The sequence below is a fragment of the Burkholderia cepacia genome (genome assembly GCF_001718835.1).
Classification (GTDB): Bacteria; Pseudomonadota; Gammaproteobacteria; order Burkholderiales; family Burkholderiaceae; genus Burkholderia; species Burkholderia cepacia_F.
This window is the reverse complement of the sequence record NZ_CP013443.1, coordinates 514,824-538,940: the sequence shown is the minus strand read 5'-3', so window position 1 is coordinate 538,940 and position 24,117 is coordinate 514,824. Positions and strand designations below refer to the sequence as shown.

The following is a 24,117-nucleotide window of genomic DNA, read 5'->3' as shown; positions in this document are numbered from 1 at the left end:
CCCGGCGCAGGCTTGCCCCGGCTCCCGCCGGGGCCACGCCCCTTACCGCAGGCTCGCCGACACCTTCCCCGCCGGCTCGCGCGCCACCCGCGCCCGCCGGTTGAGCCACGACGCGGCCAGCACGATCAACGCCAGCACGGCCGTCGCACCCACTTCCATCCGGTGATCCTCACTCACGAGCATCACGGTCAGCGTGCCGCAGATGAACAGGATCACCAGCCAAGTGAGCCACGGGAACAGCCACATCCGCAGCGTCAGGTCCGCGCCGCTCGATTCGAGCGTCCTGCGCATCCGCAGCTGCGAGATCGCGATCACGAGATACACGAGCAGCGCGATCGCGCCCGACGTCGCCAGCAGGAAGCCGAACACCTGTTCCGGCATCAGGTAGTTCGCGATCACGGTCAGGAAGCCGAACGCGGTCGATGCGAGCACGGCCGCGCGCGGCGTGCCGGTCGAATCCGTGCGGTGCAGAAATGCGGGTGCGTCCTTGCGCTTCGACAGCGAGAACAGCATCCGCGACGCGGTATACAACGCCGAATTCAGGCAGCTCGCGACCGACACGAGCACGATCACGTCGATGATCGCCTTCGCGTTCGGGATGCCGATCAGCTCCATCGCGCGCTGATACGAACCGTGCTTCGGCAGCAGCGGATCGTTCCACGGCACGATCGCCGCGACGACGAGAATCGAGCCGAGGTAGAACAGCGTGATGCGCCAGATCACCGAGTTGGTCGCGCGCACGATCTGGCGTTGCGGGTTGTCCGATTCGGCGGCCGCGATCGTCACGATCTCGGTGCCGAGAAACGAGAACATCGTCGTCAGCATCGCCGCGAGCACCGCACCGGCACCGTGCGGCATGAAGCCGTCATGCACGAACAGGTTCGATACGCCCGACACGGCGGGGGCGGGAATGATGCCGACGATCGCCGCGCCGCCGATGCACAGGAACACGACGATCGCGACGACCTTGATCAGCGCGAACCAGAACTCGAATTCGCCGTAGTTCTTGACCGAGAAGAGGTTGGTCACCGTCAGCACCAGCGTGATGCCGAGCGCGAAGACCCAGGTTGCGACGCCGGGGAACCATGCATTGAGAATGGTCGCGGCGGCGGTCGCCTCGATCGGGATCACGAGCACCCAGAACCACCAGTACAGCCAGCCGATCGAGAAACCGGCCCAGTGGCCGATCGCGCGATCGGCATAGGTGGAGAACGAACCGCTGTCCGGATGCGCGACGGCCATCTCGCCGAGCATGCGCATCACCAGCACGACCAGCACGCCCGCGATCGCATACGCGAGGATCGACGCCGGGCCGGCTTCCGCGATCGCGTGGCCGGAGCCGACGAACAGGCCCGCGCCGATCACGCCGGCAATCGACATCATCGTCACGTGCCGCTGCTTCAGGCCCGTACCGAGGCCTGTGTTGCTTCCACTCATCTGTCTCTCTCCAAAAAACGGTTCCGGCTTGACCGGGTATCGCTTGAAGGCGGCGCTGGGGATTGTCGTTATCGATCCGGACTCGGCGCGGCGTGCGGCGCACGTCGGCCCGAGGCCGGATTCCCGGCCGCTCGGTCAGGGTGCGCCGCGCAGGTCTGCGAAACTGCGGGTGCGATGCGTACAGACGCATCGCGACGCCCTTCCGTCGGCATTGTGTTCAGCTGCCTTCGAAGCGAAGGAGTGTAAGCACCAAACGGTTCTTCACTAAGAACCAATTGAAGAATTTCGATGGAACCACTTGTTGCATCGACGGGAACCGATGCAACAAACGCGCCGCCTCGGCTACCATGCTGGCGCGCGCGGGCCGCCGCCGTCGCACGCCCGATACCAAGAACCGAGAGAGACCATGCCCTTGCCCGCCTTGCACACCCCGCACGCCACGCGGCTCGCGCGACTGTCGATCGCGCTGCTGATCGCGTGCGCCGCCGTCGCCCCGCACCACGCGCTCGCCTATCGCGCGCCACAGACCTACGGCAACGAAGCCGATCTCGACCGTCACGACACGTATCGCAACCGCGACGGCGAAACCGTGCACGCACCCGCGCATTCGAAATCGGGCCGCGTACCCGAAGGCGCGAGCGCGCGCTGCCGCGACGGCACCTACAGCTTCAGCCGCCATCGGCGCGGCACGTGCTCGGGGCACGGCGGCGTCGCCGCGTGGCTCTGACCGCGCGAAACGGCCGCGCCGCGCCAGCGCCGGCCGGCGGCGAAGTACAATAGCCGCTCGCGCCGCCAACCCGCGGCGACGCCGCCGCGCCGCGCGCGGCACGCTCCGTACCGAATCACCCGACGCCGCCACGCCCGCGCGCTGCGCGGCAGTCTCAACTTCTGACTTTCACACCCAAATGGCCCAATACGTTTTCACGATGAACCGGGTCGGCAAGATCGTGCCGCCCAAGCGCCAGATCCTGAAGGACATCTCGCTGTCGTTCTTTCCCGGCGCGAAGATCGGCGTGCTCGGCCTGAACGGCTCGGGCAAGTCGACGCTGATCCGCATCATGGCGGGCGTCGACAAGGACATCGAAGGCGAAGCCACGCCGATGCCGAACCTGAACATCGGCTACCTGCCGCAGGAACCGCAGCTCGACCCGACGAAGACGGTGCGCGAAGCCGTCGAGGAAGGCCTCGGCGACCTGTTCCAGGCCAACAAGAAGCTCGAGGAAATCTACGCGGCGTACGCGGAGCCGGACGCCGACTTCGACGCGCTCGCGGCCGAGCAGGCGAAGTACGAAGCGATCCTCGCGTCGAGCGACGGCGGCAGCCCCGAGCAGCAGCTCGAAGTGGCGGCCGACGCACTGCGCCTGCCGTCGTGGGACGCCAAGATCGAGCACCTGTCGGGCGGTGAAAAGCGCCGCGTCGCGCTGTGCAAGCTGCTGCTCGAAAAACCCGACATGCTGCTGCTCGACGAACCGACCAACCACCTCGACGCGGAATCGGTCGACTGGCTCGAGCAATTCCTGGTGCGCTTCCCGGGCACCGTCGTCGCGGTCACCCACGATCGCTACTTCCTCGACAACGCGGCCGAGTGGATTCTCGAACTCGACCGCGGCCACGGCATTCCGTGGAAGGGCAACTACAGCAGCTGGCTCGACCAGAAGGAAGAGCGCCTGAAGCAGGAAGAAGCGTCGGAATCGGCGCGCCAGAAGGCGATCAAGAAGGAACTGGAGTGGGTGCGCCAGAACCCGAAGGGCCGGCAGGCGAAGTCGAAGGCGCGTATCGCGCGCTTCGAGGAGCTGAACAGCCAGGAATACCAGAAGCGCAACGAGACGCAGGAAATCTTCATTCCGGTCGGCGACCGCCTCGGCAATGAAGTGATCGAGTTCAAGAACGTCAGCAAGTCGTTCGGCGACCGCCTGCTGATCGACAACCTGAACTTCAAGATTCCGGCCGGCGCGATCGTCGGCATCATCGGCCCGAACGGCGCCGGCAAGTCGACGCTGTTCAAGATGCTGACCGGCAAGGAACAGCCGGATTCGGGCGAAGTCGTGATGGGGCCGACCGTGAAGCTCGCGTACGTCGACCAGAGCCGCGATGCGCTCGACGGCACGAAGACGGTGTTCGAGGAAATCTCGGGCGGCGCCGACGTGCTGACGGTCGGCAAGTACGAAACGCCGTCGCGTGCGTACATCGGCCGCTTCAACTTCAAGGGCGGCGACCAGCAGAAGATCGTCGGCAACCTGTCCGGCGGTGAACGCGGCCGCCTGCACCTCGCGAAGACGCTGATCTCCGGCGGCAACGTGCTGCTGCTGGACGAACCGTCGAACGACCTCGATGTCGAAACGCTGCGCGCGCTGGAAGACGCGCTGCTCGAATTCGCGGGCTCGGTGATGGTGATCTCGCACGATCGCTGGTTCCTCGACCGGATCGCGACGCACATCCTCGCGTTCGAAGGCGATTCGCAGGTCACGTTCTTCGACGGCAATTACCAGGAGTACGAAGCCGACAAGCGTGCGCGCCTCGGCGAGGAAGCCGCGAAGCCGAAGCGGCTGCGCTACAAGCCGATCAGCCGCTGACCGGGCGGCCGGGGGTTACGGCTCCCGGATCGGCAAAACGACAAAGCGGGCCATGCGCCCGCTTTTTTTGTCCGACAGCCGCGCGCCCGCCGCTTACGCCAGCGCGCCCAGTTCGCGCAGCCGAGCCTCGGTCGCCGCCGCACTCGTGTGATGAATGCCGTGCCAGCCGAGCGCCGTCGCGGCCGCGGCGTTCTTCGCGTTGTCGTCGATGAACACGAGTTCGTGCGGCGCGATGCCCGGCAAGTGCGGCTCGATTCGCGCATGCATCTCGCGGTAGATCGCCGGATCGGGTTTCACGAGCTTCACACGGCCCGACACGACGATGTCCCTGAAACGCCGCAGCACCGGGAAGTTGTCCCATGCATACGGAAACGTCTGCGCGGACCAGTTCGTCAGCCCGAACAGCGGCATCCCCTGCGCGTCGAGCCGGTCGACGAGCGCGGCGCCTTCGTCGAGCACGCCGCCGATCATCTCGTGCCAGCGCGCATAGAACGCGCGGATCAGCCCCTCGTGCGCCGGAAACTTCGCGACGAGCTCGGCCGTCCCCTCTTCGATCGTCTGCCCGCCGTCCTGGCGAACCACCCAGTCCATCGTGCACACATGCGTGAAGAACCAGCGACGCTCGGCGTCGTCGGGAATCAGTTCCCGGTAAAGGTACTCGGGGCTCCAGTCGATCAGCACGCCGCCGAAATCGAACACCACGGCCTTGATCGTCATGCGAACTCCGTCGCGAGGACGTCCGCGAGCGGGCGCGGGGTCACCGGGTTGCCCGACAGCGAATTGTTTTCCCATACGAAATGATGATGCGCGACGATCTGCGCCGCCGACAGGTGCGTGCGCTCGTTCGTCGTGTGCAGGTCGGACACGACGGTCGTCCGGTAGCCGAGCAGCGCTGCGCGGCGTGCCGCCGAATCGACGCAGAACTCGGTCGCATAACCGCAGATCAGCACCGAACGGATGCCGTGGCGCTCGAGTTGGGCCGCGAGCGGCGTGTCGTGGAACGAATCGCCGACACACTTGCGAATGCGCCAGTCGCCGTCCGCGGTCGCGAGATCCGCATGCAGTTCCCAGCCCGGCGTGCCGGGCACGACGTCGTCGTCCGCGTCGCCGTCGTGCTGCACGAAGCACACGGGCGCATTCGCCGCACGCGCCGCCGCCGTCAACCGGTTGATGCCCGACACGACGTCATCGAGCCGGTACGCGGGCCTTGCCCGCTCCACCAGCCCGCGCTGCATGTCGACCACGATCACTGCTGTGTCCGCCATCTTTCGCCCTCGATGTGATTGTCGTTCGAACCGAAACCGCGCACGCCCCGCATCAGATCGGCTGCGTGCGCGCGTCGAGCCACGCCTTGGCATCGCCGCCCAGATGGCGACCGACGCGCTCGCGCACCGTTGCGTGATACGCGTTCAGCCATGCGCGTTCTTCGTCATGCAGCATCTCGATCAGCACGCAGCGCGTGTCGATCGGGCACAGCGTCAGCGTCTCGAACGCGAGGAAATCGCCGAACTCGGTCTGCCCGGCCGCGCGGTTCACGACCAGGTTCTCGATCCGGATGCCCCACTTGCCGGGGCGGTACACGCCCGGCTCGATCGACGTGATCATGCCCTCTTCCATCGCCGTGTAAGGCTCGGCCGGCGCGTAGTGCGAGATCACCTGCGGGCCTTCGTGCACGTTCAGGAAGTAGCCGACGCCGTGCCCCGTACCGTGGCCGTAGTCGAGCCCGGCCGCCCACATCGGCGCGCGCGCGATCGCGTCGAGCATCGGCGAGCGGATGCCGCGCGGGAAACGGGCACGCGACAGCGCCATCATCGATTTCAGCACGATCGTGAAATCGAGCCGCTGCAGATCGCTGACGGTGCCGACCGGCACGACGCGCGTGATGTCGGTCGTGCCCGTCACGTACTGGCCGCCCGAATCGACCAGCAGCAGCCCGTCGCCGGCGATCGTCGCATGCGACTCCGGCGTCGCGCGGTAATGCGGCATCGCGCCGTTCGCGTTGAAGCCCGCGATCGTCGCGAAGCTCGGCGACACGTAGCCGGGGCGCCGCGCGCGTGCGGCGGTGAGTTTCTCGTCGATCGTCAGCTCGGTGATCGTCTCGCGGTTCACGGCCTGTTCGAACCAGGCGAAGAATTCCGCGAGCGCGGCGCCGTCGTGCTCCATCGTCACGCGCACGTGCTCGATCTCGGTGGATGTCTTGCGCGACTTCGCGAACGTCGACGGATTCACGGCCTCGACGAGCTTCACGCCGGCCGGCACGGCCTCGAGCGTGCCGAACGTCACGCGGCGCGGGTCGATCAGCAGCGTCGCGCCGTCGGGCAGTGCCGCGAGCGCGGCACGCGCGGCGTCGTAGGCACGGACGTCGACGCCGTCCTGCGCAAGGGACGCGGCCAGTGCCGGCGACACCTTGCCGTCGGCGACGAACAGCGTCGCGCGATCGGCGCCGATCATTGCGTGCGCAACGAATACGGGATTGAAGTTGACGTCGGCGCCGCGCAGGTTGAACAGCCATGCGAGGTCGTCGAGCGTCGAGACGAAATGCCACTGCGCGCCCTGCGCGCGCATCGCGCGGCGCACTTCGGCCAGCTTGCTCGCGCGCGTCGTGTCGGCCTGCGGCGCCGCGTGCTCGAACACCGCGTCGCCGGGCAGCCCCGGCCGCTCGGGCCAGATCGCGTCGAGCAGATCGAGGTCGGTGCGCAGCGCGATGCCGCGCGCGTTCAACGCACCCGTCAGCCCGCGTGCGGCCGCGACGCCGAGCACGGCGCCGTCGACGCCGACCGTCTCACCCGCCGCCACGTTCTGCGCGAGCCAGTCGACGTGCGGCGCGCTCTGCTGCCCGCCCGTCATCTTCATCAGTTGCACGCCCGTACCGGCCAGTTCGGCGTCGGCCTGCACCCAGTAGCGGCTGTCGACCCACAGCCCCGCGAAATCCGCGGTCACGACCAGCGTGCCGACCGAGCCCGTGAAACCGGACAGCCAGCGGCGGGCCTGCCAGCGCTCCGGCAGATATTCGGACAGATGGGGATCGGCGGACGGCACGAGATAGGCGGCCAGGTTCTCGCGGGCCATCGCGCCGCGCAGCAGCGCGAGACGGGCCGGCACCGGCGAGACTTCGGGAAGACGGGCATTCATGATTTCACCTGAGAGCATTCAGCGACGGGCCGACAGCGCAACCGTCACGGCTACTGCGAGGAACGCGACGCCGGTGCAGACCGGCCATTCGAGCGTCTCGCCATCGTAAAACAGTCCAGAGAGATTGCCGGCCATGCGGGCCGCGGCCGCGCCGACGATACCGGCGAGCACTGCGATCCACCACGCCGGCCGGCCCGTGCGCCGCATCGGATGCAGCCATCGGCCGAACAGCCCGACGGCCGCTCCCAGGACAAGGATTCCAAACCAGTTCATTCGACGCCTTCCATAAATTCGGATTCGTCCCATAGGCGTGAACGTTGCCAGCGGCTAGCATCGATTCATCCATCGAACCCGAGACCAGCCGGGTGCCGCGAACGTTCGAGTGTAGGGGCCGACTCGACGTTATGGCAAGCGCGCACCGGCTGCCGTATTGAAGAAATCCTCATGCGAATCGCTCTGATCGATCCGGACGCGCGCCATGCCGCGCTCCTGAACCGCCTGCTCTTTGCGGGCGGACACCTCTGCCACCCGTTCCCTTCCAGCGCGCGGTGCCTCGAGTGGCTCGCCGCCAACACCTGCGACATGCTGATCACCAGCCACTGGGCCGGCGACCAGCCGGCCGAGGAAGTCATTCCGCGCGCGCAGACGATCCTGCCCGGACTGCCGGCGATCGCCGTGATGCAAATGCCGCGCGAAAGCGAAATCGTATCGTGCCTGCACGCGGGCGCCGACGATTGCCTCGTGCGCCCGGTCAGCGGGCCCGAGCTGCTCGCGCGCGTCAACGCGCTGAGCCGGCGCGCCGGCGTGCGCCGGCCGCCGGCCCGCTCGCGCGAAAAATATGGCGAATACGCTTTCGACGCCACGCACTGCCTCGTTCGCTTCGGCAACGCAATCGTTTCACTCACGCCGAAGGAGTTCCGTTTTGCGCAGTTGCTGTTCGCGAACCTGTCGCGGCCCGTATCGCGCGCCCATATTCTCGAAACGGTGTGGGCGCGCCGCCGCGACATGAAGTCGCGCACGCTCGATACCCACGCGTCCCGGCTGCGCAGCAAGCTGCACCTGCTTCCGGAGCGCGGCTACCGGCTGCTGCCGCTCTACGGCTATGGCTATCAGCTCGACCGCGTGCCGATCGAGCCCCCAAATTCCCGGCCCCGCCACGCGGATGCCCGGTATGCCGCGAGTGAGGAAATCACTGAAACGCTATAATATGGGGCTAAACGATAGCCCTCGATATGCAACTCCTCACGATCGGAATCAATCACCACACTGCGCCTGTCGCCCTGCGCGAACGCGTGGCGTTTCCGCTCGAGCAGATCAAGCCGGCTCTCGTCACGTTCAAGAACGTGTTTCTCGGCCCCCAGGCGCCCAATACGCCCGAAGCGGCGATCCTCTCCACCTGCAACCGCACCGAACTGTATTGCGCGACCGATGATCGCGCCGCACGCGAAGGCGCGGTCCGCTGGCTGTCGGAGTATCACCGGATTCCGGTCGACGAGCTCGCACCGCACGTCTATGCGCTGCCGCAGTCGGAAGCAGTCCGGCACGCGTTCCGCGTCGCATCCGGCCTCGATTCGATGGTGCTGGGCGAAACCCAGATTCTGGGCCAGATGAAGGATGCCGTCCGCACCGCGACGGAAGCCGGCGCGCTCGGCACCTACCTGAACCAGCTGTTCCAGCGCACGTTCGCGGTGGCGAAGGAAGTGCGCGGCACGACCGAAATCGGCACGCAGTCGGTGTCGATGGCCGCCGCCGCGGTGCGCCTCGCGCAGCGGATCTTCGAAAAAGTATCCGATCAGCGCGTGCTGTTTATCGGCGCCGGCGAGATGATCGAGCTGTGCGCGACGCACTTCGCCGCGCAAGGCCCGCGCGAACTCGTCGTCGCGAACCGCACGGCCGAACGCGGCCAGCGCCTTGCCGAACGCTTCAGCGGCCGCGCGATGCCGCTCGCGGATCTGCCGAGCCGCATGCACGAATTCGACATCATCGTGTCGTGCACGGCGTCGACGCTGCCGATCATCGGCCTCGGCGCAGTCGAGCGCGCGGTGAAGGCACGCCGCCACCGGCCGATCTTCATGGTCGACCTCGCGGTGCCGCGCGACATCGAGCCCGAAGTCGGCAAGCTGAAGGACGTGTTCCTCTACACCGTCGACGATCTCGGCGCGATCGTGCGCGAAGGCAACGCATCGCGCCAGGCTGCGGTCGCACAGGCCGAAGCGATCATCGAAACCCGCGTGCAGAATTTCATGCAATGGCTCGACACGCGCAGCGTCGTGCCGGTGATCCGTCACATGCATACGCAGGCCGACGCATTGCGCCGGGCCGAAGTCGACAAGGCGCAGAAGCTGCTCGCGCGCGGCGACGACCCGGCCGCCGTGCTCGAAGCGCTGTCGCAGGCGCTGACCAACAAGCTGATCCACGGCCCGACGAGCGCGCTCAATCGCGTGAACGGCGCCGATCGCGATTCGCTGATCGACCTGATGCGCGGCTTCTACCAGCACGCACCGCGTTCGAACGACCAGTCCGGCCACTAGCGCCGGCCGATCGCCCTGCCGCCGGCCGCGCGCCGGCCTATCCTTTCCGAATACCCCTTGCCCGGGAGCGCCGCTCCACACCATGAAAACGAGCATGCAACGCAAGCTCGACCAGCTGTCCACACGGCTGGCCGAACTGAACGACCTGCTGAGCCGCGAAAACGTCACGGCCGACCTCGACCAGTACCGCAAGCTGACGCGTGAACATGCGGAACTCGGCCCGGTGGTCGAACAGTACGCGCTGTGGCGCCAGTCGCGCAGCGACGAGACGGCCGCGCAGGAGCTGCTCGGCGATCTGTCGATGCGCGATTTCGCGGAAGACGAAATCCGCAGCGCGCGCGAGAGCATGACCCGCCTCGAGACCGAGCTGCAGAAGATGCTGCTGCCGAAGGATCCGAACGACGACCGCAACATCTTCCTCGAAATCCGTGCGGGCACGGGCGGCGACGAATCCGCGCTGTTCGCCGGCGACCTGCTGCGCATGTACCTGCGCTTCGCGGAACGCCAGCGCTGGCAGGTCGAAATGATGTCGGAGAGCGCATCGGATCTCGGCGGCTACAAGGAAGTGATCGTGCGGATCGCGGGCCAGGGCGCGTATTCGCGCCTGAAGTTCGAATCGGGCGGCCATCGCGTGCAGCGCGTGCCGGCGACCGAGACGCAAGGGCGCATCCACACGTCCGCGTGCACGGTCGCGGTGATGCCGGAAGCCGACGAAATCGGCGAGGTCGAGATCAACCCGGCCGACCTGCGGATCGACACGTTCCGTGCGTCCGGCGCGGGCGGCCAGCACATCAACAAGACCGATTCGGCGGTGCGCGTCACGCACATCCCGACCGGGATCGTCGTCGAGTGCCAGGACGACCGTTCGCAGCACAAGAACAAGGATCGCGCGCTGAAGGTGCTCGCCGCGCGCATCAAGGACAAGCAGTATCACGAGCAGCACGCGAAGGAAGCCGCGACGCGCAAGAGCCTGATCGGCTCCGGCGACCGCTCGGAACGGATCCGCACGTACAACTTCCCGCAGGGCCGGATGACCGACCACCGGATCAACCTGACGCTGTACCGGCTCGAGGCGATCATGGACGGCGACCTCGACGAACTGATCAGCGCGCTGGTCAGCGAGCACCAGGCCGAACTGCTCGCGTCGCTCGGCGACGCCGACTGAGGCCCGCGAGATGAGCGCCACGACCGCCCTCGACCTGCTGCGCGCGTCCGCGCTCGACGCGGTCGATGCGCGCGTGCTGCTCGCGCACGCGCTTGGCTGGACCCGCACGCAACTGATCACGCGCGGCGACGCGCCGCTCGACGCGGCCGCGGTCGAACGCTACCGCACGCTCGAAGCGCGCCGCATGGCCGGCGAGCCGGTCGCGCAGCTCGTCGGGATGCGCGAGTTCTTCGGCCGGCCGTTCGACGTGACGCCCGACGTGCTGATCCCGCGCCCCGAAACCGAACTGCTCGTCGAAGCCGCACTCGATGCGATCGACGGGCTGCCGCATCCGGCCGTGCTCGATCTCGGCACGGGCAGCGGCGCGATTGCCGTCTCCCTCGCCGCCGAGCGGCCCGATGCTCGCGTGTGGGCGCTCGACCGCTCGGGCGAAGCGCTCGCCGTCGCGCGGCGCAACGCAGGCAAGCTGCTCGACGCGCACCGCCCCGGCGGCCCGCTGCACTGGTTGCAGAGCGACTGGTACGCGGCGCTCGATCCTGCGCTCGCCTTCGACACGATCGTCAGCAATCCGCCGTACATCGCGCAGCACGATCCGCACCTCACGCAGGGCGACCTGCGTTTCGAGCCGCGCGGCGCACTCACCGACGATGCCGACGGCCTCAGCGCGATCCGCACGATCGTCGCGGGCGCGGGCACTTACCTGAAACCGGGCGGCACGCTCTGGATCGAGCACGGTTACGACCAGGCGGCGGCCGTGCGCGCCGTACTCGCATCGCACGGCTTCGTCGCAGTCGAATCGCTCGCCGATCTGGCCGCAATCGAACGCACGACAGGCGGCCGCCTGCCGGGCTGATGCCCGGCCCGTCCGGTTGAAATCCGCTATCATTTCGATCTAACGCCCCGCAAACGCAAGGTCAGTCATGGACACCCAACAACGTATCAAGCAAATCGTCGACGAAAACCAGGTCGTGCTCTTCATGAAGGGCAACGCGCAATTCCCGATGTGCGGCTTTTCGGGCCGCGCCATCCAGGTGCTGAAGGCCTGCGGCGTCGATCAGTTCAAGACGGTCAACGTGCTCGAAGACGACGAGATCCGCCAGGGCATCAAGGAATTCTCGAACTGGCCGACCATTCCGCAGCTCTACGTGAAAGGCGAATTCATCGGCGGCTCGGACATCATGATGGAGATGTACCAGTCGGGCGAACTGCAGCAACTGTTCGCCGCCGCGTAATCCCCCTTCCCCGATGGAACCCCGCAGCGCGCCGCCACGCCGGCTGATCGTCGCGATCACCGGCGCCACCGGCGCGATCTACGGCGTACGGCTGCTCGAGCTGCTGCGCGCCGCCGGCGGCGTCGAAACGCACCTGTTGATTTCGAACGCCGGCTGGCTCAACATCCAGCACGAACTGAAGCTGTCGAAGGCCGAGGTCGAAAGCCGTGCGGACGTCGTGCATTCGGTGCGCGACGTCGGCGCGACGATCGCATCGGGGTCGTTCGCGACCGACGGGATGGTGATTGCGCCCTGCTCGATGAAGACGCTCGCGAGCGTCGCGCACGGGCTGTCCGACAATCTGATCACGCGTGCGGCCGACGTCACGTTGAAGGAGCGCCGCCGCCTCGTGCTGATGGTGCGCGAAACGCCGTTCAACCTCGCGCATCTGCGCAACATGACTGCCGTGACCGAAATGGGCGGCATCGTCTTCCCGCCGCTACCCGCGTTCTACGCGATGCCGAAGTCGATCGAGGAGCTCGTCGACCAGACCGTCACGCGCGTGCTCGACCTGTTCGCGCTCAGTGCACCGATGACGACGCCGTGGGCCGGCATCCGGCCGGCGCAGTAACGGCGCGCGTTTCACGGCCCGCAAGGCTCGGCGATTATCAACAAACGAGATCGAATCAAATTCGCAAATGCTGATTTATCAACGATTGGTGTGAGCCTATAGTCACAGGCAACCTCATCGCAGGGCCACCACCATGAACCGCTTGCCTTCGCTCTACCTGTCCCACGGCGCCCCGACGCTGCCGATCGACCCGACGCTGCCGTCCGGCGCGTTCACCCACCTTGGCGCCGAATTGCCGCGCCCGCGCGCGGTGCTGATGCTGTCCGCGCACTGGGGCACGCAGCGGCCCGTCGCCAGTGTCGCCGCGCATCCTGAAACGATCCACGACTTCTACGGCTTTCCGCAGGCGCTGTACGACATCCGCTACCCGGCGCCCGGCGCGCCCGACGTCGCCGAGCGCGCGGCCGGACTGCTGAACGCGGCCGGCATCGCCACCGCCACGACCGAGCACGGCCTCGACCACGGCGCGTGGGTACCGATGCTGCTGATGTTCCCGGAAGCCGACGTACCGGTGGCGCAGTTGTCGATCCAGCCGCGCGCGGATGCGGCGCACCACTTCGCGCTCGGCCGCGCGCTGCGACCGCTGCGCGACGAAGGCGTGATGGTGATCGGCTCCGGCCAGATCACGCACAACCTGCGCGCCGCCGATTTCGGCGCGGCACCGGAGGATGCGGACCCGCGCGTCGCGGAATTCACCGACTGGTTCGAGGCCAAGCTGGCCGCGCGCGACGTCGACGCGCTGCTCGACTACCGCCGGCAGGCACCGCACGCCGCGCTGATGCATCCGACCGACGAGCATCTGCTGCCGGTGTTCACGGCACTCGGCGCGGCGGACGACGACTACCAGCTCGGTATCCAGTCGCTCGGCACCTACCAGCGCGTGCTCGCGATGACGAACTACGTGTTCGCCGGCGCGAACGACTGACCGGCCCCGCCCAATCGGGATAGGGGCGGTCAGGTAATCTGACCGGTCCCCTCCCACATACATGGACGCCTCCGTTTTGCAAGGCAGCCGTACACGATCGGCAGATAGATTGAGATTGCGGCCATACATCCGGACTGTTCAGGAGGCTAGCGAGACGCCTCTGTCCCTGATGGAATCAGCTGATCGGACTCTAATCACCACCTCGCGCTCGAAGCGCCTGTGGGAGGGCAGAGTATTCCGATCCCGGTCCAACCTGTCTTGCCATCACGTCACGATTGCCCAAGCAACCTCCTGGGAGAGCCTTAACCGAACCCGATCGGATTACGCAGCGGCCACGGACGGCGCGTAATCCGATCGGAACGCAGTGCCTTGCGTGAGCAGCGCCCAGGCAATCCGGGCGTTCCTATTCGCCACTGCCACCACGGCGACGTTCTTGTGCCGGCGCGTGAGCAAGCGATGAAGCCAGCCCGAGAACGCATCGTCCTTGTTGGCGCAATAGCGAACGACAGCCCGCGCGCCGTGCACCATCAGTGTCCGCAGGTAGGTATCGCCGTGCTTGCTGATACCCAGCAGCGTCGGCCTGCCTCCGCTCGAATGCTGTCTGGGTACCAGACCTAACCACGCCGCCAGTTGCCGGGCATTGCTGAAGCACTTGCCGTCGCCGATCGAGGCAACCAGAGCGCTGGCCGTAATCGGGCCGATGCCGGGAATCTCTGCCAGTCGGCGACTGGCGTCGCTCGCGTGATGCCACGCCTTGATCTGCGTCTCGATCTCTGCGACCTGCCGGTCAAGCTCCTTCAAGTGGTCCGTCAAGCGCTGTATCAACAGACGGAATGACCCCGGCAGTTCATTGCTGGCGTCTTCGATGAGCTGAGGTACGTGCTGGGCAATGCTGGTGATCCCCCGCGGCATCACCAAACCGAATTCCCCCAGCAGCCCGCGGATCTGATTGGCCTGCGCGGTACGCGCCCGAACGAACCCTTGGCGGGCTCGGTGCAATGCAAGAACCGCCTGTTGATCGACGTTCTTGATGGGCACAAACCGCATGTTGGGTCGCGCCACCGCTTCGCAGATCGCTTCGGCATCGGCAACGTCGTTCTTGTTCGTCTTCACATAGGGTTTAACGAACTGGGGAGCCATGAGCCTCACCGTATGGCCGAGCGTCTGCAGCTTGCGTGCCCAGAAGTGGGCGCTGGCGCAGGCTTCCATGCCGATGAGGCACCCTGGAAGGTTCGCAAAGAACGCGACTATCTGGTGCCGTTTCAGTTGCTTCCTCAATATCGGCTTGCCGTGCTCGTTCACACCGTGGACCTGGAAGATGTCCTTGGCGAGGTCAATGCCGATCGTAGTAACGTTCATGGTGACGCCCTCCTCCGGTGAAGGTGGTGTTTCGACAGCCTCACCACTTTGACACGGCAATGCCGCTTCGGACGGGGGCGTCCATTCCATTACCACCTGGCATGCGGGTCCGCACCAGGCGGTTGGAATGGTTGAGGTCGTCAGGCTTGTGTTGCTCCCGACCCGACGCCCAGGCTTGCCGTGGTCCGGTTCGGCGGAACTGATTCCTCGCTGCCGGGGCCTGTCGGGCTTCACCCTATCCACCTGACCGGCGAGCTTCGCTCTCGCGAACATCTGAGGCGCTTCACTTCCGATAACCAGAGGGCTCCCCCTCCCATCCCTTCGGCCCTTCGCCGGCAGCTTTAGCTTTCCCAGCCACACCGCCCAACTACTATGGCCTCTGCTGACTCCTCGCTCCGACTCGACGTCGTTGCCCTTTCAGGCATGAGGCGAGGCCTCCCCAGGTAAGAACGCACTCCTTCATCGCACAACCGCTGCATTTACGCCGCCGCGCCTTGGTCACAAGAGCTTCGCGGTTTGTTGCCCGCTCGCCCTGCTCGGCAGCGCCTTCTATGCAGTTCTTGTCCATCGGCTCGCGATTTACGCTCCACGCTTCCTCCCCACATTCGGTCGCCCTCGTGCAGTTGCGCTTCACTTCATTCGCCGTGACCAGCTCATGGCGGGACTTACACCCGCAGGAGTGCGCCCATGCTGGGCGCACAGCAAAAAGCCCGTTCGAGCCAGTGGCTCGAACGGGCTTTTTTCCATGCTTGCACCGATTCCTGCCGCCGCCGAATCCGGCGGCAGGTCACGCGTCAGGCACCGACACCCTCGAGGATCTCGTCGTGCGATTCACGCTCGTCGAGATACTTGGTCCGGTAGCCGGTATTCACGCCCCAGAAGTAGAACACCAGCGAGATTGCCGCGACGACCAGCATGTCCCAGCCGTACGGCAGCACGCCGTAACCGCCGAATTCCTTGCTGCCGATCAGCGACAGCACGGCCATCGTCGGCAGGTACGCGACCAGCCACCATGCGGCCTTCAGGTCGGCACCCCAGCCGGTCCAGCCCGACTTCGCCTGGAAGTAGAAGTACACCGGCAGCGCGACGATCATCAGCAGGATGATCTCGCCCGTCAGCGGCCACTTCGCCCAGTAGAGGATCAGCGACGCGCAGACGAACGCGAACGGCGCGATCAGCTTCATCAGCGGAATCGACAGCGGACGCTCGATGTCGGTCGCCGCGCGGCGCAGCGCCATCAGGCTGATCGGGCCGGTCAGGTACGAGATCACCGTCGCGACCGAGATCACCGCCGCGAGCGAGCTCCAGCCGCGGAAGAAGAACAGGAAGATGAACGAGACCAGCAGGTTGAACCACATCGCCTGGCGCGGCACGCCGTAGAGCGGGTGCACGTTGCCGAACATCTTCGGCATCGTGTTGTTGCGCTCCATCGCGTAGATCATGCGGGTGGTGGTCGCCATGTACGTCGTGCCGGTGCCGCTCGGGCTGACGAACGCGTCGACGTACAGCAGGATCGCGAGCCAGTTCAGGTTCAGCGCGATCGCCAGTTCGGCGAACGGCGACTTGAAGTTGAAGTGCGACCAGCCCTGCGCGACGTCAGCCGGATTCACCGAGCCGATGTACGCCATCTGCAGCAGTACGTAGATCACGAGCGCGATCAGGATCGACGTGATCACCGCGAACGGCACGCTGCGCGACGGGTTGCGCGCTTCGCCCGCGAGGTTCACCGGGCTCTGGAAACCGTTGAACGCGAACACGATGCCGCTCGTCGCGACCGCGGTCAGCACCGCCGACCAGCCGTACGGCGCAAAGCTTGCGTTGGATGCGGTGCCGAGGTTTTCCGGATGGTAGCTCGTCAGCATCAGGCCGAGGATCGTGAGGCCGGGGATCAGGAACTTGAAGATCGTGATCGTGGTGTTCGCCCGGGCAAACGCCTTCACGCCCCAGTAGTTCAGCATGAAGTAGATGACGACCAGCACGGCCGACAGCAGCAGGCCGGGTGTCGTCAGCTCGCCGTTCACGAACAGCGCATGCGCCCACGGATACGGCCACGTGCTCATGTACTGGATCGACGCTTCAGCCTCGATCGGGATCACGGATACGATCGCGATCCAGTTCGCCCACGCGCTGATGAAGCCGACCAGCGAGCCATGCGAGTAGCGCGCGTAGCGCACCATGCCGCCCGACTCGGGGAACATCGCACCCAGTTCCGCGTACGTCAGTGCAATCGCGAGAATCACGACCGCGCCGATGATCCATGCGCAGATCGCCGCCGGACCGGCGATCTTGGCGGCCTTCCAGGCGCCGAACAGCCAGCCCGAGCCGATAATCGAACCCAGCCCCGTCAGCATCAATGCAAACGGGCCGATGTTCCGTTGAATAGAACTCTTCACATCCTCTCCTGTGTCTCAAAAAGCATGGTCGGCCCGCGGTCCGGGATCGGCTCGGACTGCACCGCGCACGCATTCTTGGGGGGACGCGTCACCCGATCAGGGCAACCCGTCCGCGCGGCGCGTAGTTTAACGGTTGCACCTCGAGCGTGGCGCCAAAATCGTTCGGCCCCTACAAAAAATCCGTGAAATCTGCAATGTTTGTAAGCTCGAAATTCGTAATAACCCTGAGTCCATGGAAATACGGTTGACCACGCGAGTGATAAGCCGTATAAAGGACTTCGCAGGATTTCAAGTGGCGAGTGAATTGGTTCTTTCGTAGTTCGCCCATCAACGGTACTCCGGTTGGTCCTATTACCCCTTCCTTGATTTTCCGCACCCCATGGGCTTCGGCCCCGTTTTATCTTTTTAGGAACAAGTAACATGGCAACCGGTACCGTCAAGTGGTTCAATGACGCAAAGGGCTTCGGCTTCATCACCCCGGAAGGCGGCGGCGACGATCTGTTCGCGCACTTCTCGGAAATCCGCGTCGAAGGCTTCAAGACGCTGCAAGAAAACCAGAAGGTTGAATTCGAAGTGAAGACGGGCCCGAAGGGTCTGCAAGCTGCGAACATCCGTCCGGTCTAAGCTTGGCGCGATAATTCGTGTAAAAAAGCCCCGCTTCGGCGGGGCTTTTTTTGTTTCGTCGCCGTGGCGCTCAGCCGAACAGCCGCTGCGCGTGGATGCCAAGACCGGTCGCCACGCTGGCCAGCCGGTCGCCGAACACGGGCTGCGCATCCGGGAACGCACCCGCGAGCGCGCCCGAGAGGAACGCGAGCCCCGTCGAACCGCCGGTGAAATACAGTGCGCCGACGTCGCGCGGCGCAACACCCGCAAGCCGCACCGTCTCGCGCGCGGCATCGACGATGCGGGCGGTGTCGTCGCGGCTCGCATCGACGAGGCGCTCGGCATCGAACGCGATCTGCAGATCCTCTTCCACGTCGCTCAGGTCGATCATCGTCTCCCCGCCCGCCGCGACGCCGATCTTCGCTTCCTCTGCGCGCGCCATCAACGCATGCCCGAGCCGCTGCTCGACCACGCTCGTGAGCCGGTCGTACTGCTGCACGTCGCGGTACAGGTGCTTCATCAGCTTCAGCTCGCCGAGCCGCTTCGGCGTGTAGACCGTGTTGATCAGGTGCCAGGTCGCGAGATCGAAGTAGATCTTGTTCGGCAGCTCGCGCCCTTCGGGATCGAGCGAACGGTATCCGAATGCGGGCAGGATCGCGGCCAGCTCGACACGCCGGTCGTAGTCGGTGCCCGCGACGTGCACGCCGTGGTGGGCCAGCACGTCGTCCTTGCGCTCGAGCCGCGCCATCCGCTCGGGCCCGACGCGCACCAGCGAGAAGTCGGACGTGCCGCCGCCGATGTCGGCGACGAGCACGAGACGCTCCGCCTGCTGACGCGATTCGTAGTCGAACGCGGCCGCGATCGGTTCGTACTGGAATTGAACGTCCGAGAAGCCGACCGATCGCGCGGCCGCCTCGAGCTGATTCTGTGCGAGGCGGTCGGCGCGCGGATCGTCGTCGACGAAGAACACGGGACGGCCGAGCACCGCACGACCGATCGACGCGCCCGCGCGGGTTTCGGCCTTGCGCTTCAGGTGCGTCAGGAAGCGCGCGATGATGTCGGTGTACGCGATCGCGCTGCCGTCGCCGAGATCGGTCGTCGTTTCCGCGAGCGGCGAGCCGAGAATGCTCTTCATCGAGCGCATCAGCCGGCCGTCGAAACCGTCGATGTAGGAAGCCAGCGCCGCACGGCCGTATTCGACCGTCTCTTCGTCGTTGTTGAAGAAGATCGCGGTGGGCAGCGTCAGGTGGTCGCCCTCGACGGGCGCGAGGCGCATGCCGTCGCCGTCGGGCAGCGCCACGGCGGAATTGGACGTGCCGAAATCGATCGCGCAGTAAGTCATGGGAAATTGCCGCAGCAGGGCCGGCGCGAAAACGGAAAGGACGGGCTTTTTAACATGAAGCCCGCGGGATCACAACCGCAAGCGGCAAGTGGCACCGGGCCGTGCCGGCTCGATGAATTCGGGGCCGCAACGCCCGGCGGGCGGGCGTCGCAAGCCCTTGCCGGGCTTGCCCGGGCCGACGCCCGAGCGCGAGCTTCGGCCCGGCCGAAGGACCTTCGCGTCAGGCCGCCGCGTCGAAGCCCTTCTTCCACGCGCCCGCATAGACGACCTCGCCGATCGCATGACGCGTGCGCGGCGCCTTCTCGCGATCGCGCAGCACGGGATCGAGCTTGTCGACGTTGCCGTAGTGACCCAGCGAGATGATCGCGGGAATCGCGACGTCGGCCGGGATCGCAAACGTGTCGCGGAACGCCTTCGCGTCGAAGCCGCTCATCTGGTGGGCGGCCAGGCCCAGCGCGTGCGCCTGCAGCACCAGCGACATCGCGGCGGCGCCCGCGTCGTACAGCGCGGTCGGTGCCGGTTCCCCCTTCGGCGTGAGCGTATGCGCGGTCACGGCGATCAGCACGGGCGCCGGCGCATTCCAGCCCTGGTTGAACGGCACCAGCGTCGCGAACGCGCGTTTGAATGCGTCTTCGTCCTGCGTGCGGTCGAATACGATGAAGCGCCACGGCTGCGCGTTGTAGGCAGACGGTGCCCAGCGGGCAGCTTCGAGCACCGCGTGCAGGTGCTCGGCGCTGACCGGCGCGTTCGAATACGCGCGCGGGCTCCAGCGGCCCGCGATCAGATCGTGAATCGAAACAGTGGTGGGAGCAGGTTTGACGGACATGCGGATCCTCGCTGACATCGATGAAGGGGCGCGAACGCCTGGCGAACCGCAAGCATAACCGGTTGCGCGCCGGCGCGCCCGCCGCTGCCGATCAATGCAAATCGCCAAACCTGCGTTGGCCCCGGACGCATCGGCCGGGGCCGACGTCAGACCGGTTGCGCAGCCGCGCGCGACGGGCCGCGGTTGATGCGCAGCACGATCAGCGCGCCGACGATGCACAGCCCGCCCGAAATCATCGACGCGATCGTGTAGGTGCCGAGGCTCGCACGCAGCAGCCCCGCGCCGAGCGCCGCGAACGCCGCGCCGAGCTGGTGGCCGGCGACGATCCACCCGAACACGACCGGCGCCGCAGCCTTGCCGAACACGTCGGTCGCGAGCCGCACGGTCGGCGGCACGGTCGCGATCCAGTCGAGCCCGTAGAACATCGCGAACAGCGGCAGCCCGAAGAAATCGATCCCGAACGCATGCGGCAGGTAGATCAGCGACAGCCCGCGCAGCCCGTAATACCAGAACAGCAGCACGCGATTGTCGTAGCGGTCGGACAGCCAGCCCGACAGCGTCGTGCCGAACAGGTCGAACACGCCCATCGCCGCGAGCAGCGATGCGCCCTGCACTTCCGTCATCCCGTAGTCGCTGCACATCGCGATCAGGTGCGTGCCGACGTAACCGTTGGTGCTCGCGCCGCAAATGAAGAAGCTGAAGAACAGCAGCCAGAAATCGCGCGAGCGGCTCGCCGTCAGCAGCGTACGGAACGCGACCGCGAGCGGGTTCTCCCTGGTCGCATCGGGCGCGGGCGGCGCATCGGCCGGCTCGCCGTAAGGGCGCAGCTGCACGTCGGCCGGCCGCTCGGGCAACAGGAACGCAACCAGCGGAATCACGATCGCGGCCGCCACCGCGACGACCAGCACGACCGGCCGCCAGCCATGGCGCTGCGCGATCGCCGCGAGCATCGGCAGGAACACGAGCTGGCCGGTGGCCGTGCTCGCGGTCAGGATTCCCATCACGAGGCCGCGCCGCGCATGGAACCAGCGCGTCACGAAGGTCGCGGACAGCGTCAGCGCGACGACACCCGTCGAGCAGCCGACCATCAGGCCCCAGATCACCACCATCTGCCAGCTCTGCGTCATCATCGACGACAGCGCGACGCCCGCGCTCATCGTCACGAGCGCGGTGAGGATGGTCGGGCGCAGCCCGAAGCGCTGCATCGCGGCGGCCGCGAACGGGCCGGTCAGGCCATACAGCGCGATGTTCACCGAGATCGCCAGCGAAATCGCCGCGCGGCTCCAGCCGAGCTCGCGTTCGAGCGGCACCATCAGCACGCTCGGCGTCGCGCGCGTGCCGGCGGCCGCCAGCAGGATCAGGAATACCACCGCCGCAGCGAGCCATCCGTAATGGAAGCGCCCGCCGATTCGTCTTGCTGCCCAGTTCATGTCCGATTTCTCCTGATGACCGGCGTCAGCGCTTCAGCGCTCGATCCGGTCCCATGCAAAACGGGCCACCTCCGCCGCACGTCACGTCAGCCGGCCCGGGCCGACGTCTGGCAGTTGTCTTCGATCCGATCGCATTGTTACCGACCGGTCACAAGTGTATTGCGATCGTAGTGACCAATCGGTAACATGTCAAGCATTCAATTTCGACACCGAGGGCAACATGTCCGACATCGAGGCCGCCAAGCCCGCGTCGCGACGCACGCGACAGGCGATCCCGGGCGCCACCGCGCAGGAGCACCTGCTGCGCGCCGCCGAGGAGCTGTTTTACAAGGAAGGCGTTCGGACGGTGGGCGTCGAGGCGGTCGTGGAGCGCGCGGGCGTCAACAAGATGAGCCTGTATCGGCAGTTCTCGTCGAAGGACGACCTGATCCTCGCGTATCTGGAGCGGATGGATGCGTGTTTCTTCGAACGTCTCGACACAAGCGTCACGAAGCATCCGGGCCAGCCGAAGGCGCAACTGATCCAGTATTTCGTCGACCTGGCCGAGCGCGCGACGCAGAAGGACTATCGCGGCTGCCCGTTCGTCAACGTCGCGGCGGAGTTTCCGGATGCGTCGCACCCGGCGCGCGAGCGCGTCGCGCAGAACAAGGAACAGTTGATGAAGCGGCTCGTCGCGCTATGCGAAGGCGCCGGCGCGCGCGCGCCGGCGAAGCTCGCCGATGCGCTCGCGCTGGTGGTCGAGGGTATCTACGCGGCGAGCCAGACCTATCGGCACGGCGAAACGCCGATCGGCACCGCGCCCGCGCTCGTCACGCAGTTGATCGAAGCCGCGTGCGCGTGATCAACGGCGAACGGGCCGCGCGGCACGCCGGGCCGTGCGGCCGCCCGCTACAATGCGACTCCCGCCGCCCGCACCCCGCACCGCCATGACCGACGCCCGCTCCGATTCACACGACGCGCACGACGACATCCTCGCCGCCACGCGGCACTGGCTCGCGCGCGCGGTGATCGGGCTCAATCTGTGCCCGTTCGCGAAAAGCGTCTATGTGAAGGAACAGGTGCGCTACGCGATCAGCGAAGCGACGACGCTCGAAGACGCGCTCGCCGAACTCGAAACGGAACTGCGCGCGCTCGATGCGGCCGACCCGCAGCAGGTCGACACGACGCTGTTGATCTTCCCGCATGCGTTCGCCGATTTCGTCGACTACAACGATGCGCTGTTCTTTGCCGACCGCCTTGTGCGGCAACTGCGGCTCGACGGCGTGCTGCAGATCGCGAGCTTCCATCCGCACTACCGGTTCGAAGGCAGCGAACCCGACGACATCGAGAACTACACGAACCGTGCGCCGTATCCGATCCTGCACCTGCTGCGCGAGGACAGCATCGCGCGCGCGGTCGACGCGTTCCCGGACGCGTCCACGATCTACGAAAGGAATCAGGAAACACTGCGCCGCCTCGGCCACGACGGCTGGCGCGAATGGATGCGCCGGCCGGGCGACGACGTCTGAGCGGCAATTGCGTCGGCGCGCTGCGCCGGAGGAACGTTCAACCGCCGCGCCCCGGCCGAACGTGACTAACGTGACTTGAGCGACTCAGTGGGCGGCCGGCGCCGTTTCCTCGCCGCCCTGCGGCACGAAGAACCGCTCGCGCAGCTCCGCCAGCCCGAACATGTCGAGAATCTCGTTCAGCCGCTCGCCGGGACGCCGGCGCGGCAGGTTCTTGTACTGCGCGATGATCAGCTCGTTCTTCATCGAATGTTCCCAGCCGACCAGTTCGGTCACGCTGACCTGATAGCCGTGCGCCTCGAGTTGCAGGCAGCGCAGCACGTTGGTGATCTGGCTGCCGAATTCGCGCGTATGCAGCGGATGCCGCCACACTTCCGTCAGCGCGTTCGCGAGCGACTTGCCCTTGTTCTTGCGCAGCACGCCCGCGACTTCCGCCTGGCAGCACGGCACGAGCACGATGTGCTGCGCGCGCTTCGCGAGCGCGAAACGGATCGCGTCGTCGGTCGCCGTGTCGCACGCATGCAGCGCGGTGACGACGTCGACCGTTTCGGGCAGCTTCGGCGACGTGATCGAATCGGCGACCGACAGGTTCAGGAACGACATGCCGCCGAACCCGAGCCGCGCGGCGAGCTCGGTAGAACGCGTGACCAGCTCCTCGCGCGTCTCGATCCCGTACACGTGCGACGCGAACGCCGCCGTGCCGTGCCCCGGCTGCTGCTTGAAGAACAGGTCGTACAGGATGAAGCCGAGATACGACTTGCCGGCGCCGTGATCGACGAGCGTCACGCCGCCCTTGTCGGCCTGCACGCTCGCGAGCAGCGGCTCGATGAACTGGAACAGGTGATAGACCTGCTTCAGCTTGCGGCGGCTGTCCTGGTTCAGCTTGCCGTCGCGGGTGAGGATGTGCAGTTCCTTCAGCAGCTCGACGGACTGCTCCGGGCGGATTTCGTGGGTCTTGTTCGACATCGTGAAGCGGCGCCGGGCCACGGTCGGTCGACCACGGCCCGGCGGCGGGAATTCGTGAGGAATGGCGATAGTTTACCGAAAATGCGCG

The 24,117-nt window shown here is 66.3% G+C and carries 23 protein-coding genes; 12 read left to right on the top strand and 11 right to left on the bottom strand.

Going from position 1 to position 24,117, the window contains the following annotated elements; all coding sequences use genetic code 11:
- Positions 1-42: 42 nt before the first annotated feature.
- Entirely contained in the window at positions 43-1,437 is a 1,395-nt protein-coding gene (gene gabP, locus WT26_RS05830) for a GABA permease (RefSeq protein ID WP_069272360.1), read from the bottom strand.
- Between the two features lie 406 nt (positions 1,438-1,843).
- Here gabP and WT26_RS05825 point away from each other — a divergent pair, with 406 nt between their 5' ends.
- Both WT26_RS05825 and ettA read left to right on the top strand, forming a co-directional pair.
- On the top strand, positions 1,844-2,164 hold the full coding sequence (locus tag WT26_RS05825) for a DUF3761 domain-containing protein (RefSeq protein ID WP_069272359.1): 321 nt from the start codon (positions 1,844-1,846) through the stop codon (positions 2,162-2,164).
- A 178-nt stretch (positions 2,165-2,342) separates the two neighbouring features.
- Entirely contained in the window at positions 2,343-4,010 is a 1,668-nt protein-coding gene (ettA, locus tag WT26_RS05820) for an energy-dependent translational throttle protein EttA (protein WP_059522339.1), read from the top strand.
- 93 nt (positions 4,011-4,103) lie between these two features.
- On the opposite strand, the gene WT26_RS05815 is transcribed toward ettA, so the two are convergent.
- From WT26_RS05815 to WT26_RS05800, 4 genes are read right to left on the bottom strand one after another with little or no spacing between them, the layout of a single operon-like run.
- Positions 4,104-4,727, bottom strand: coding sequence for an HAD family hydrolase (locus WT26_RS05815; protein WP_059486485.1), 624 nt, complete (start codon positions 4,725-4,727; stop codon positions 4,104-4,106).
- A complete protein-coding gene (locus WT26_RS05810) occupies positions 4,724-5,275 on the bottom strand; it encodes a cysteine hydrolase family protein (protein ID WP_069272358.1) in 552 nt (183 codons plus the stop codon). Before WT26_RS05810 ends, WT26_RS05815 begins: the two co-directional genes overlap by 4 nt.
- A gap of 52 nt (positions 5,276-5,327) precedes the next feature.
- A complete protein-coding gene (locus WT26_RS05805; protein ID WP_069272357.1) occupies positions 5,328-7,142 on the bottom strand; it encodes an aminopeptidase P family protein in 1,815 nt (604 codons plus the stop codon).
- A gap of 18 nt (positions 7,143-7,160) precedes the next feature.
- Positions 7,161-7,415, bottom strand: coding sequence for a hypothetical protein (locus WT26_RS05800; protein WP_027788489.1), 255 nt, complete (start codon positions 7,413-7,415; stop codon positions 7,161-7,163).
- 171 nt (positions 7,416-7,586) lie between these two features.
- Here WT26_RS05800 and WT26_RS05795 point away from each other — a divergent pair, with 171 nt between their 5' ends.
- The 7 genes from WT26_RS05795 (at position 7,587) to WT26_RS05765 (ending at position 13,605) form a co-directional block, all read left to right on the top strand.
- Positions 7,587-8,348, top strand: coding sequence for a response regulator transcription factor (locus WT26_RS05795; RefSeq protein ID WP_069272356.1), 762 nt, complete (start codon positions 7,587-7,589; stop codon positions 8,346-8,348).
- 26 nt (positions 8,349-8,374) lie between these two features.
- Positions 8,375-9,673 carry a glutamyl-tRNA reductase gene (gene hemA / locus WT26_RS05790; protein ID WP_059522334.1) on the top strand — a complete coding sequence of 433 codons (1,299 nt, stop codon included), beginning with the start codon at positions 8,375-8,377 and terminating at the stop codon, positions 9,671-9,673.
- Between the two features lie 82 nt (positions 9,674-9,755).
- Complete coding sequence (gene prfA, locus WT26_RS05785) at positions 9,756-10,838, top strand: peptide chain release factor 1 (protein WP_027788492.1); 1,083 nt, start codon at positions 9,756-9,758, stop codon at positions 10,836-10,838.
- 10 nt (positions 10,839-10,848) lie between these two features.
- The gene (gene prmC / locus WT26_RS05780) at positions 10,849-11,691 is read left to right on the top strand and encodes a peptide chain release factor N(5)-glutamine methyltransferase (RefSeq protein ID WP_069272355.1); all 843 of its coding nucleotides are present in this window, start codon (positions 10,849-10,851) and stop codon (positions 11,689-11,691) included.
- Positions 11,692-11,758: 67 nt separating this feature from the next.
- Positions 11,759-12,070 carry a Grx4 family monothiol glutaredoxin gene (gene grxD / locus WT26_RS05775; RefSeq protein ID WP_021161789.1) on the top strand — a complete coding sequence of 104 codons (312 nt, stop codon included), beginning with the start codon at positions 11,759-11,761 and terminating at the stop codon, positions 12,068-12,070.
- Positions 12,071-12,083: 13 nt separating this feature from the next.
- Positions 12,084-12,680, top strand: a complete 597-nt coding sequence (locus WT26_RS05770; RefSeq protein WP_069272354.1) for a UbiX family flavin prenyltransferase — start codon at positions 12,084-12,086, stop codon at positions 12,678-12,680.
- 133 nt (positions 12,681-12,813) lie between these two features.
- Positions 12,814-13,605: a DODA-type extradiol aromatic ring-opening family dioxygenase gene (locus WT26_RS05765; protein ID WP_069272353.1), complete on the top strand. Its 792-nt coding sequence runs from the start codon at positions 12,814-12,816 to the stop codon at positions 13,603-13,605.
- Between the two features lie 321 nt (positions 13,606-13,926).
- Here WT26_RS05765 and WT26_RS05760 read toward each other — a convergent pair whose 3' ends face one another.
- A complete protein-coding gene (locus tag WT26_RS05760) occupies positions 13,927-14,964 on the bottom strand; it encodes an IS110 family transposase (protein WP_060093842.1) in 1,038 nt (345 codons plus the stop codon).
- A gap of 794 nt (positions 14,965-15,758) precedes the next feature.
- Positions 15,759-17,357 (bottom strand): APC family permease, encoded by a 1,599-nt coding sequence (locus WT26_RS05755; RefSeq protein ID WP_059522331.1) that lies wholly within the window; start codon positions 17,355-17,357, stop codon positions 15,759-15,761.
- 420 nt (positions 17,358-17,777) lie between these two features.
- On the opposite strand from WT26_RS05755, the gene WT26_RS05750 reads away from it, so the two are divergent.
- Positions 17,778-17,981, top strand: coding sequence for a cold-shock protein (locus tag WT26_RS05750; RefSeq protein ID WP_006477070.1), 204 nt, complete (start codon positions 17,778-17,780; stop codon positions 17,979-17,981).
- Positions 17,982-18,051: 70 nt separating this feature from the next.
- On the opposite strand, the gene WT26_RS05745 is transcribed toward WT26_RS05750, so the two are convergent.
- From WT26_RS05745 to WT26_RS05735, 3 genes are all read right to left on the bottom strand, one after another.
- The gene (locus WT26_RS05745; protein ID WP_069272352.1) at positions 18,052-19,302 is read right to left on the bottom strand and encodes an Hsp70 family protein; all 1,251 of its coding nucleotides are present in this window, start codon (positions 19,300-19,302) and stop codon (positions 18,052-18,054) included.
- A gap of 220 nt (positions 19,303-19,522) precedes the next feature.
- Entirely contained in the window at positions 19,523-20,128 is a 606-nt protein-coding gene (locus WT26_RS05740; protein WP_069272351.1) for a nitroreductase family protein, read from the bottom strand.
- 146 nt (positions 20,129-20,274) lie between these two features.
- Complete coding sequence (locus WT26_RS05735; RefSeq protein WP_069272350.1) at positions 20,275-21,558, bottom strand: MFS transporter; 1,284 nt, start codon at positions 21,556-21,558, stop codon at positions 20,275-20,277.
- A 220-nt stretch (positions 21,559-21,778) separates the two neighbouring features.
- On the opposite strand from WT26_RS05735, the gene WT26_RS05730 reads away from it, so the two are divergent.
- Positions 21,779-22,399 carry a TetR/AcrR family transcriptional regulator gene (locus WT26_RS05730; protein ID WP_069272349.1) on the top strand — a complete coding sequence of 207 codons (621 nt, stop codon included), beginning with the start codon at positions 21,779-21,781 and terminating at the stop codon, positions 22,397-22,399.
- Between the two features lie 85 nt (positions 22,400-22,484).
- Positions 22,485-23,066 (top strand): DUF1415 domain-containing protein, encoded by a 582-nt coding sequence (locus WT26_RS05725; protein WP_069272348.1) that lies wholly within the window; start codon positions 22,485-22,487, stop codon positions 23,064-23,066.
- A gap of 84 nt (positions 23,067-23,150) precedes the next feature.
- Here WT26_RS05725 and WT26_RS05720 read toward each other — a convergent pair whose 3' ends face one another.
- On the bottom strand, positions 23,151-24,029 hold the full coding sequence (locus WT26_RS05720; RefSeq protein ID WP_069273695.1) for a class I SAM-dependent methyltransferase: 879 nt from the start codon (positions 24,027-24,029) through the stop codon (positions 23,151-23,153).
- Between the last annotated feature and the right edge of the window lie 88 nt (positions 24,030-24,117).

Excerpts from the sequence above, each read along its gene's own strand:
- WT26_RS05750 (WP_006477070.1), top strand. The coding sequence starts at position 17,778 with ATGGCAACCGGTACCGTCAAGTGGTTCAATGACGCAAAGGGCTTCGGC.
- WT26_RS05745 (WP_069272352.1), bottom strand. The coding sequence starts at position 19,302 with ATGACTTACTGCGCGATCGATTTCGGCACGTCCAATTCCGCCGTGGCG.
- prfA (WP_027788492.1), top strand. The coding sequence starts at position 9,756 with ATGAAAACGAGCATGCAACGCAAGCTCGACCAGCTGTCCACACGGCTG.
- ettA (WP_059522339.1), top strand. The coding sequence starts at position 2,343 with ATGGCCCAATACGTTTTCACGATGAACCGGGTCGGCAAGATCGTGCCG.
- WT26_RS05810 (WP_069272358.1), bottom strand. The coding sequence starts at position 5,275 with ATGGCGGACACAGCAGTGATCGTGGTCGACATGCAGCGCGGGCTGGTG.
- WT26_RS05720 (WP_069273695.1), bottom strand. The coding sequence starts at position 24,029 with ATGTCGAACAAGACCCACGAAATCCGCCCGGAGCAGTCCGTCGAGCTG.
- WT26_RS05735 (WP_069272350.1), bottom strand. The coding sequence starts at position 21,558 with ATGAACTGGGCAGCAAGACGAATCGGCGGGCGCTTCCATTACGGATGG.
- gabP (WP_069272360.1), bottom strand. The coding sequence starts at position 1,437 with ATGAGTGGAAGCAACACAGGCCTCGGTACGGGCCTGAAGCAGCGGCAC.
- WT26_RS05825 (WP_069272359.1), top strand. The coding sequence starts at position 1,844 with ATGCCCTTGCCCGCCTTGCACACCCCGCACGCCACGCGGCTCGCGCGA.
- WT26_RS05725 (WP_069272348.1), top strand. The coding sequence starts at position 22,485 with ATGACCGACGCCCGCTCCGATTCACACGACGCGCACGACGACATCCTC.
- WT26_RS05730 (WP_069272349.1), top strand. The coding sequence starts at position 21,779 with ATGTCCGACATCGAGGCCGCCAAGCCCGCGTCGCGACGCACGCGACAG.
- WT26_RS05800 (WP_027788489.1), bottom strand. The coding sequence starts at position 7,415 with ATGAACTGGTTTGGAATCCTTGTCCTGGGAGCGGCCGTCGGGCTGTTC.
- WT26_RS05805 (WP_069272357.1), bottom strand. The coding sequence starts at position 7,142 with ATGAATGCCCGTCTTCCCGAAGTCTCGCCGGTGCCGGCCCGTCTCGCG.
- WT26_RS05815 (WP_059486485.1), bottom strand. The coding sequence starts at position 4,727 with ATGACGATCAAGGCCGTGGTGTTCGATTTCGGCGGCGTGCTGATCGAC.
- WT26_RS05795 (WP_069272356.1), top strand. The coding sequence starts at position 7,587 with ATGCGAATCGCTCTGATCGATCCGGACGCGCGCCATGCCGCGCTCCTG.
- WT26_RS05760 (WP_060093842.1), bottom strand. The coding sequence starts at position 14,964 with ATGAACGTTACTACGATCGGCATTGACCTCGCCAAGGACATCTTCCAG.
- WT26_RS05740 (WP_069272351.1), bottom strand. The coding sequence starts at position 20,128 with ATGTCCGTCAAACCTGCTCCCACCACTGTTTCGATTCACGATCTGATC.
- prmC (WP_069272355.1), top strand. The coding sequence starts at position 10,849 with ATGAGCGCCACGACCGCCCTCGACCTGCTGCGCGCGTCCGCGCTCGAC.
- WT26_RS05770 (WP_069272354.1), top strand. The coding sequence starts at position 12,084 with ATGGAACCCCGCAGCGCGCCGCCACGCCGGCTGATCGTCGCGATCACC.
- WT26_RS05765 (WP_069272353.1), top strand. The coding sequence starts at position 12,814 with ATGAACCGCTTGCCTTCGCTCTACCTGTCCCACGGCGCCCCGACGCTG.
- hemA (WP_059522334.1), top strand. The coding sequence starts at position 8,375 with ATGCAACTCCTCACGATCGGAATCAATCACCACACTGCGCCTGTCGCC.
- grxD (WP_021161789.1), top strand. The coding sequence starts at position 11,759 with ATGGACACCCAACAACGTATCAAGCAAATCGTCGACGAAAACCAGGTC.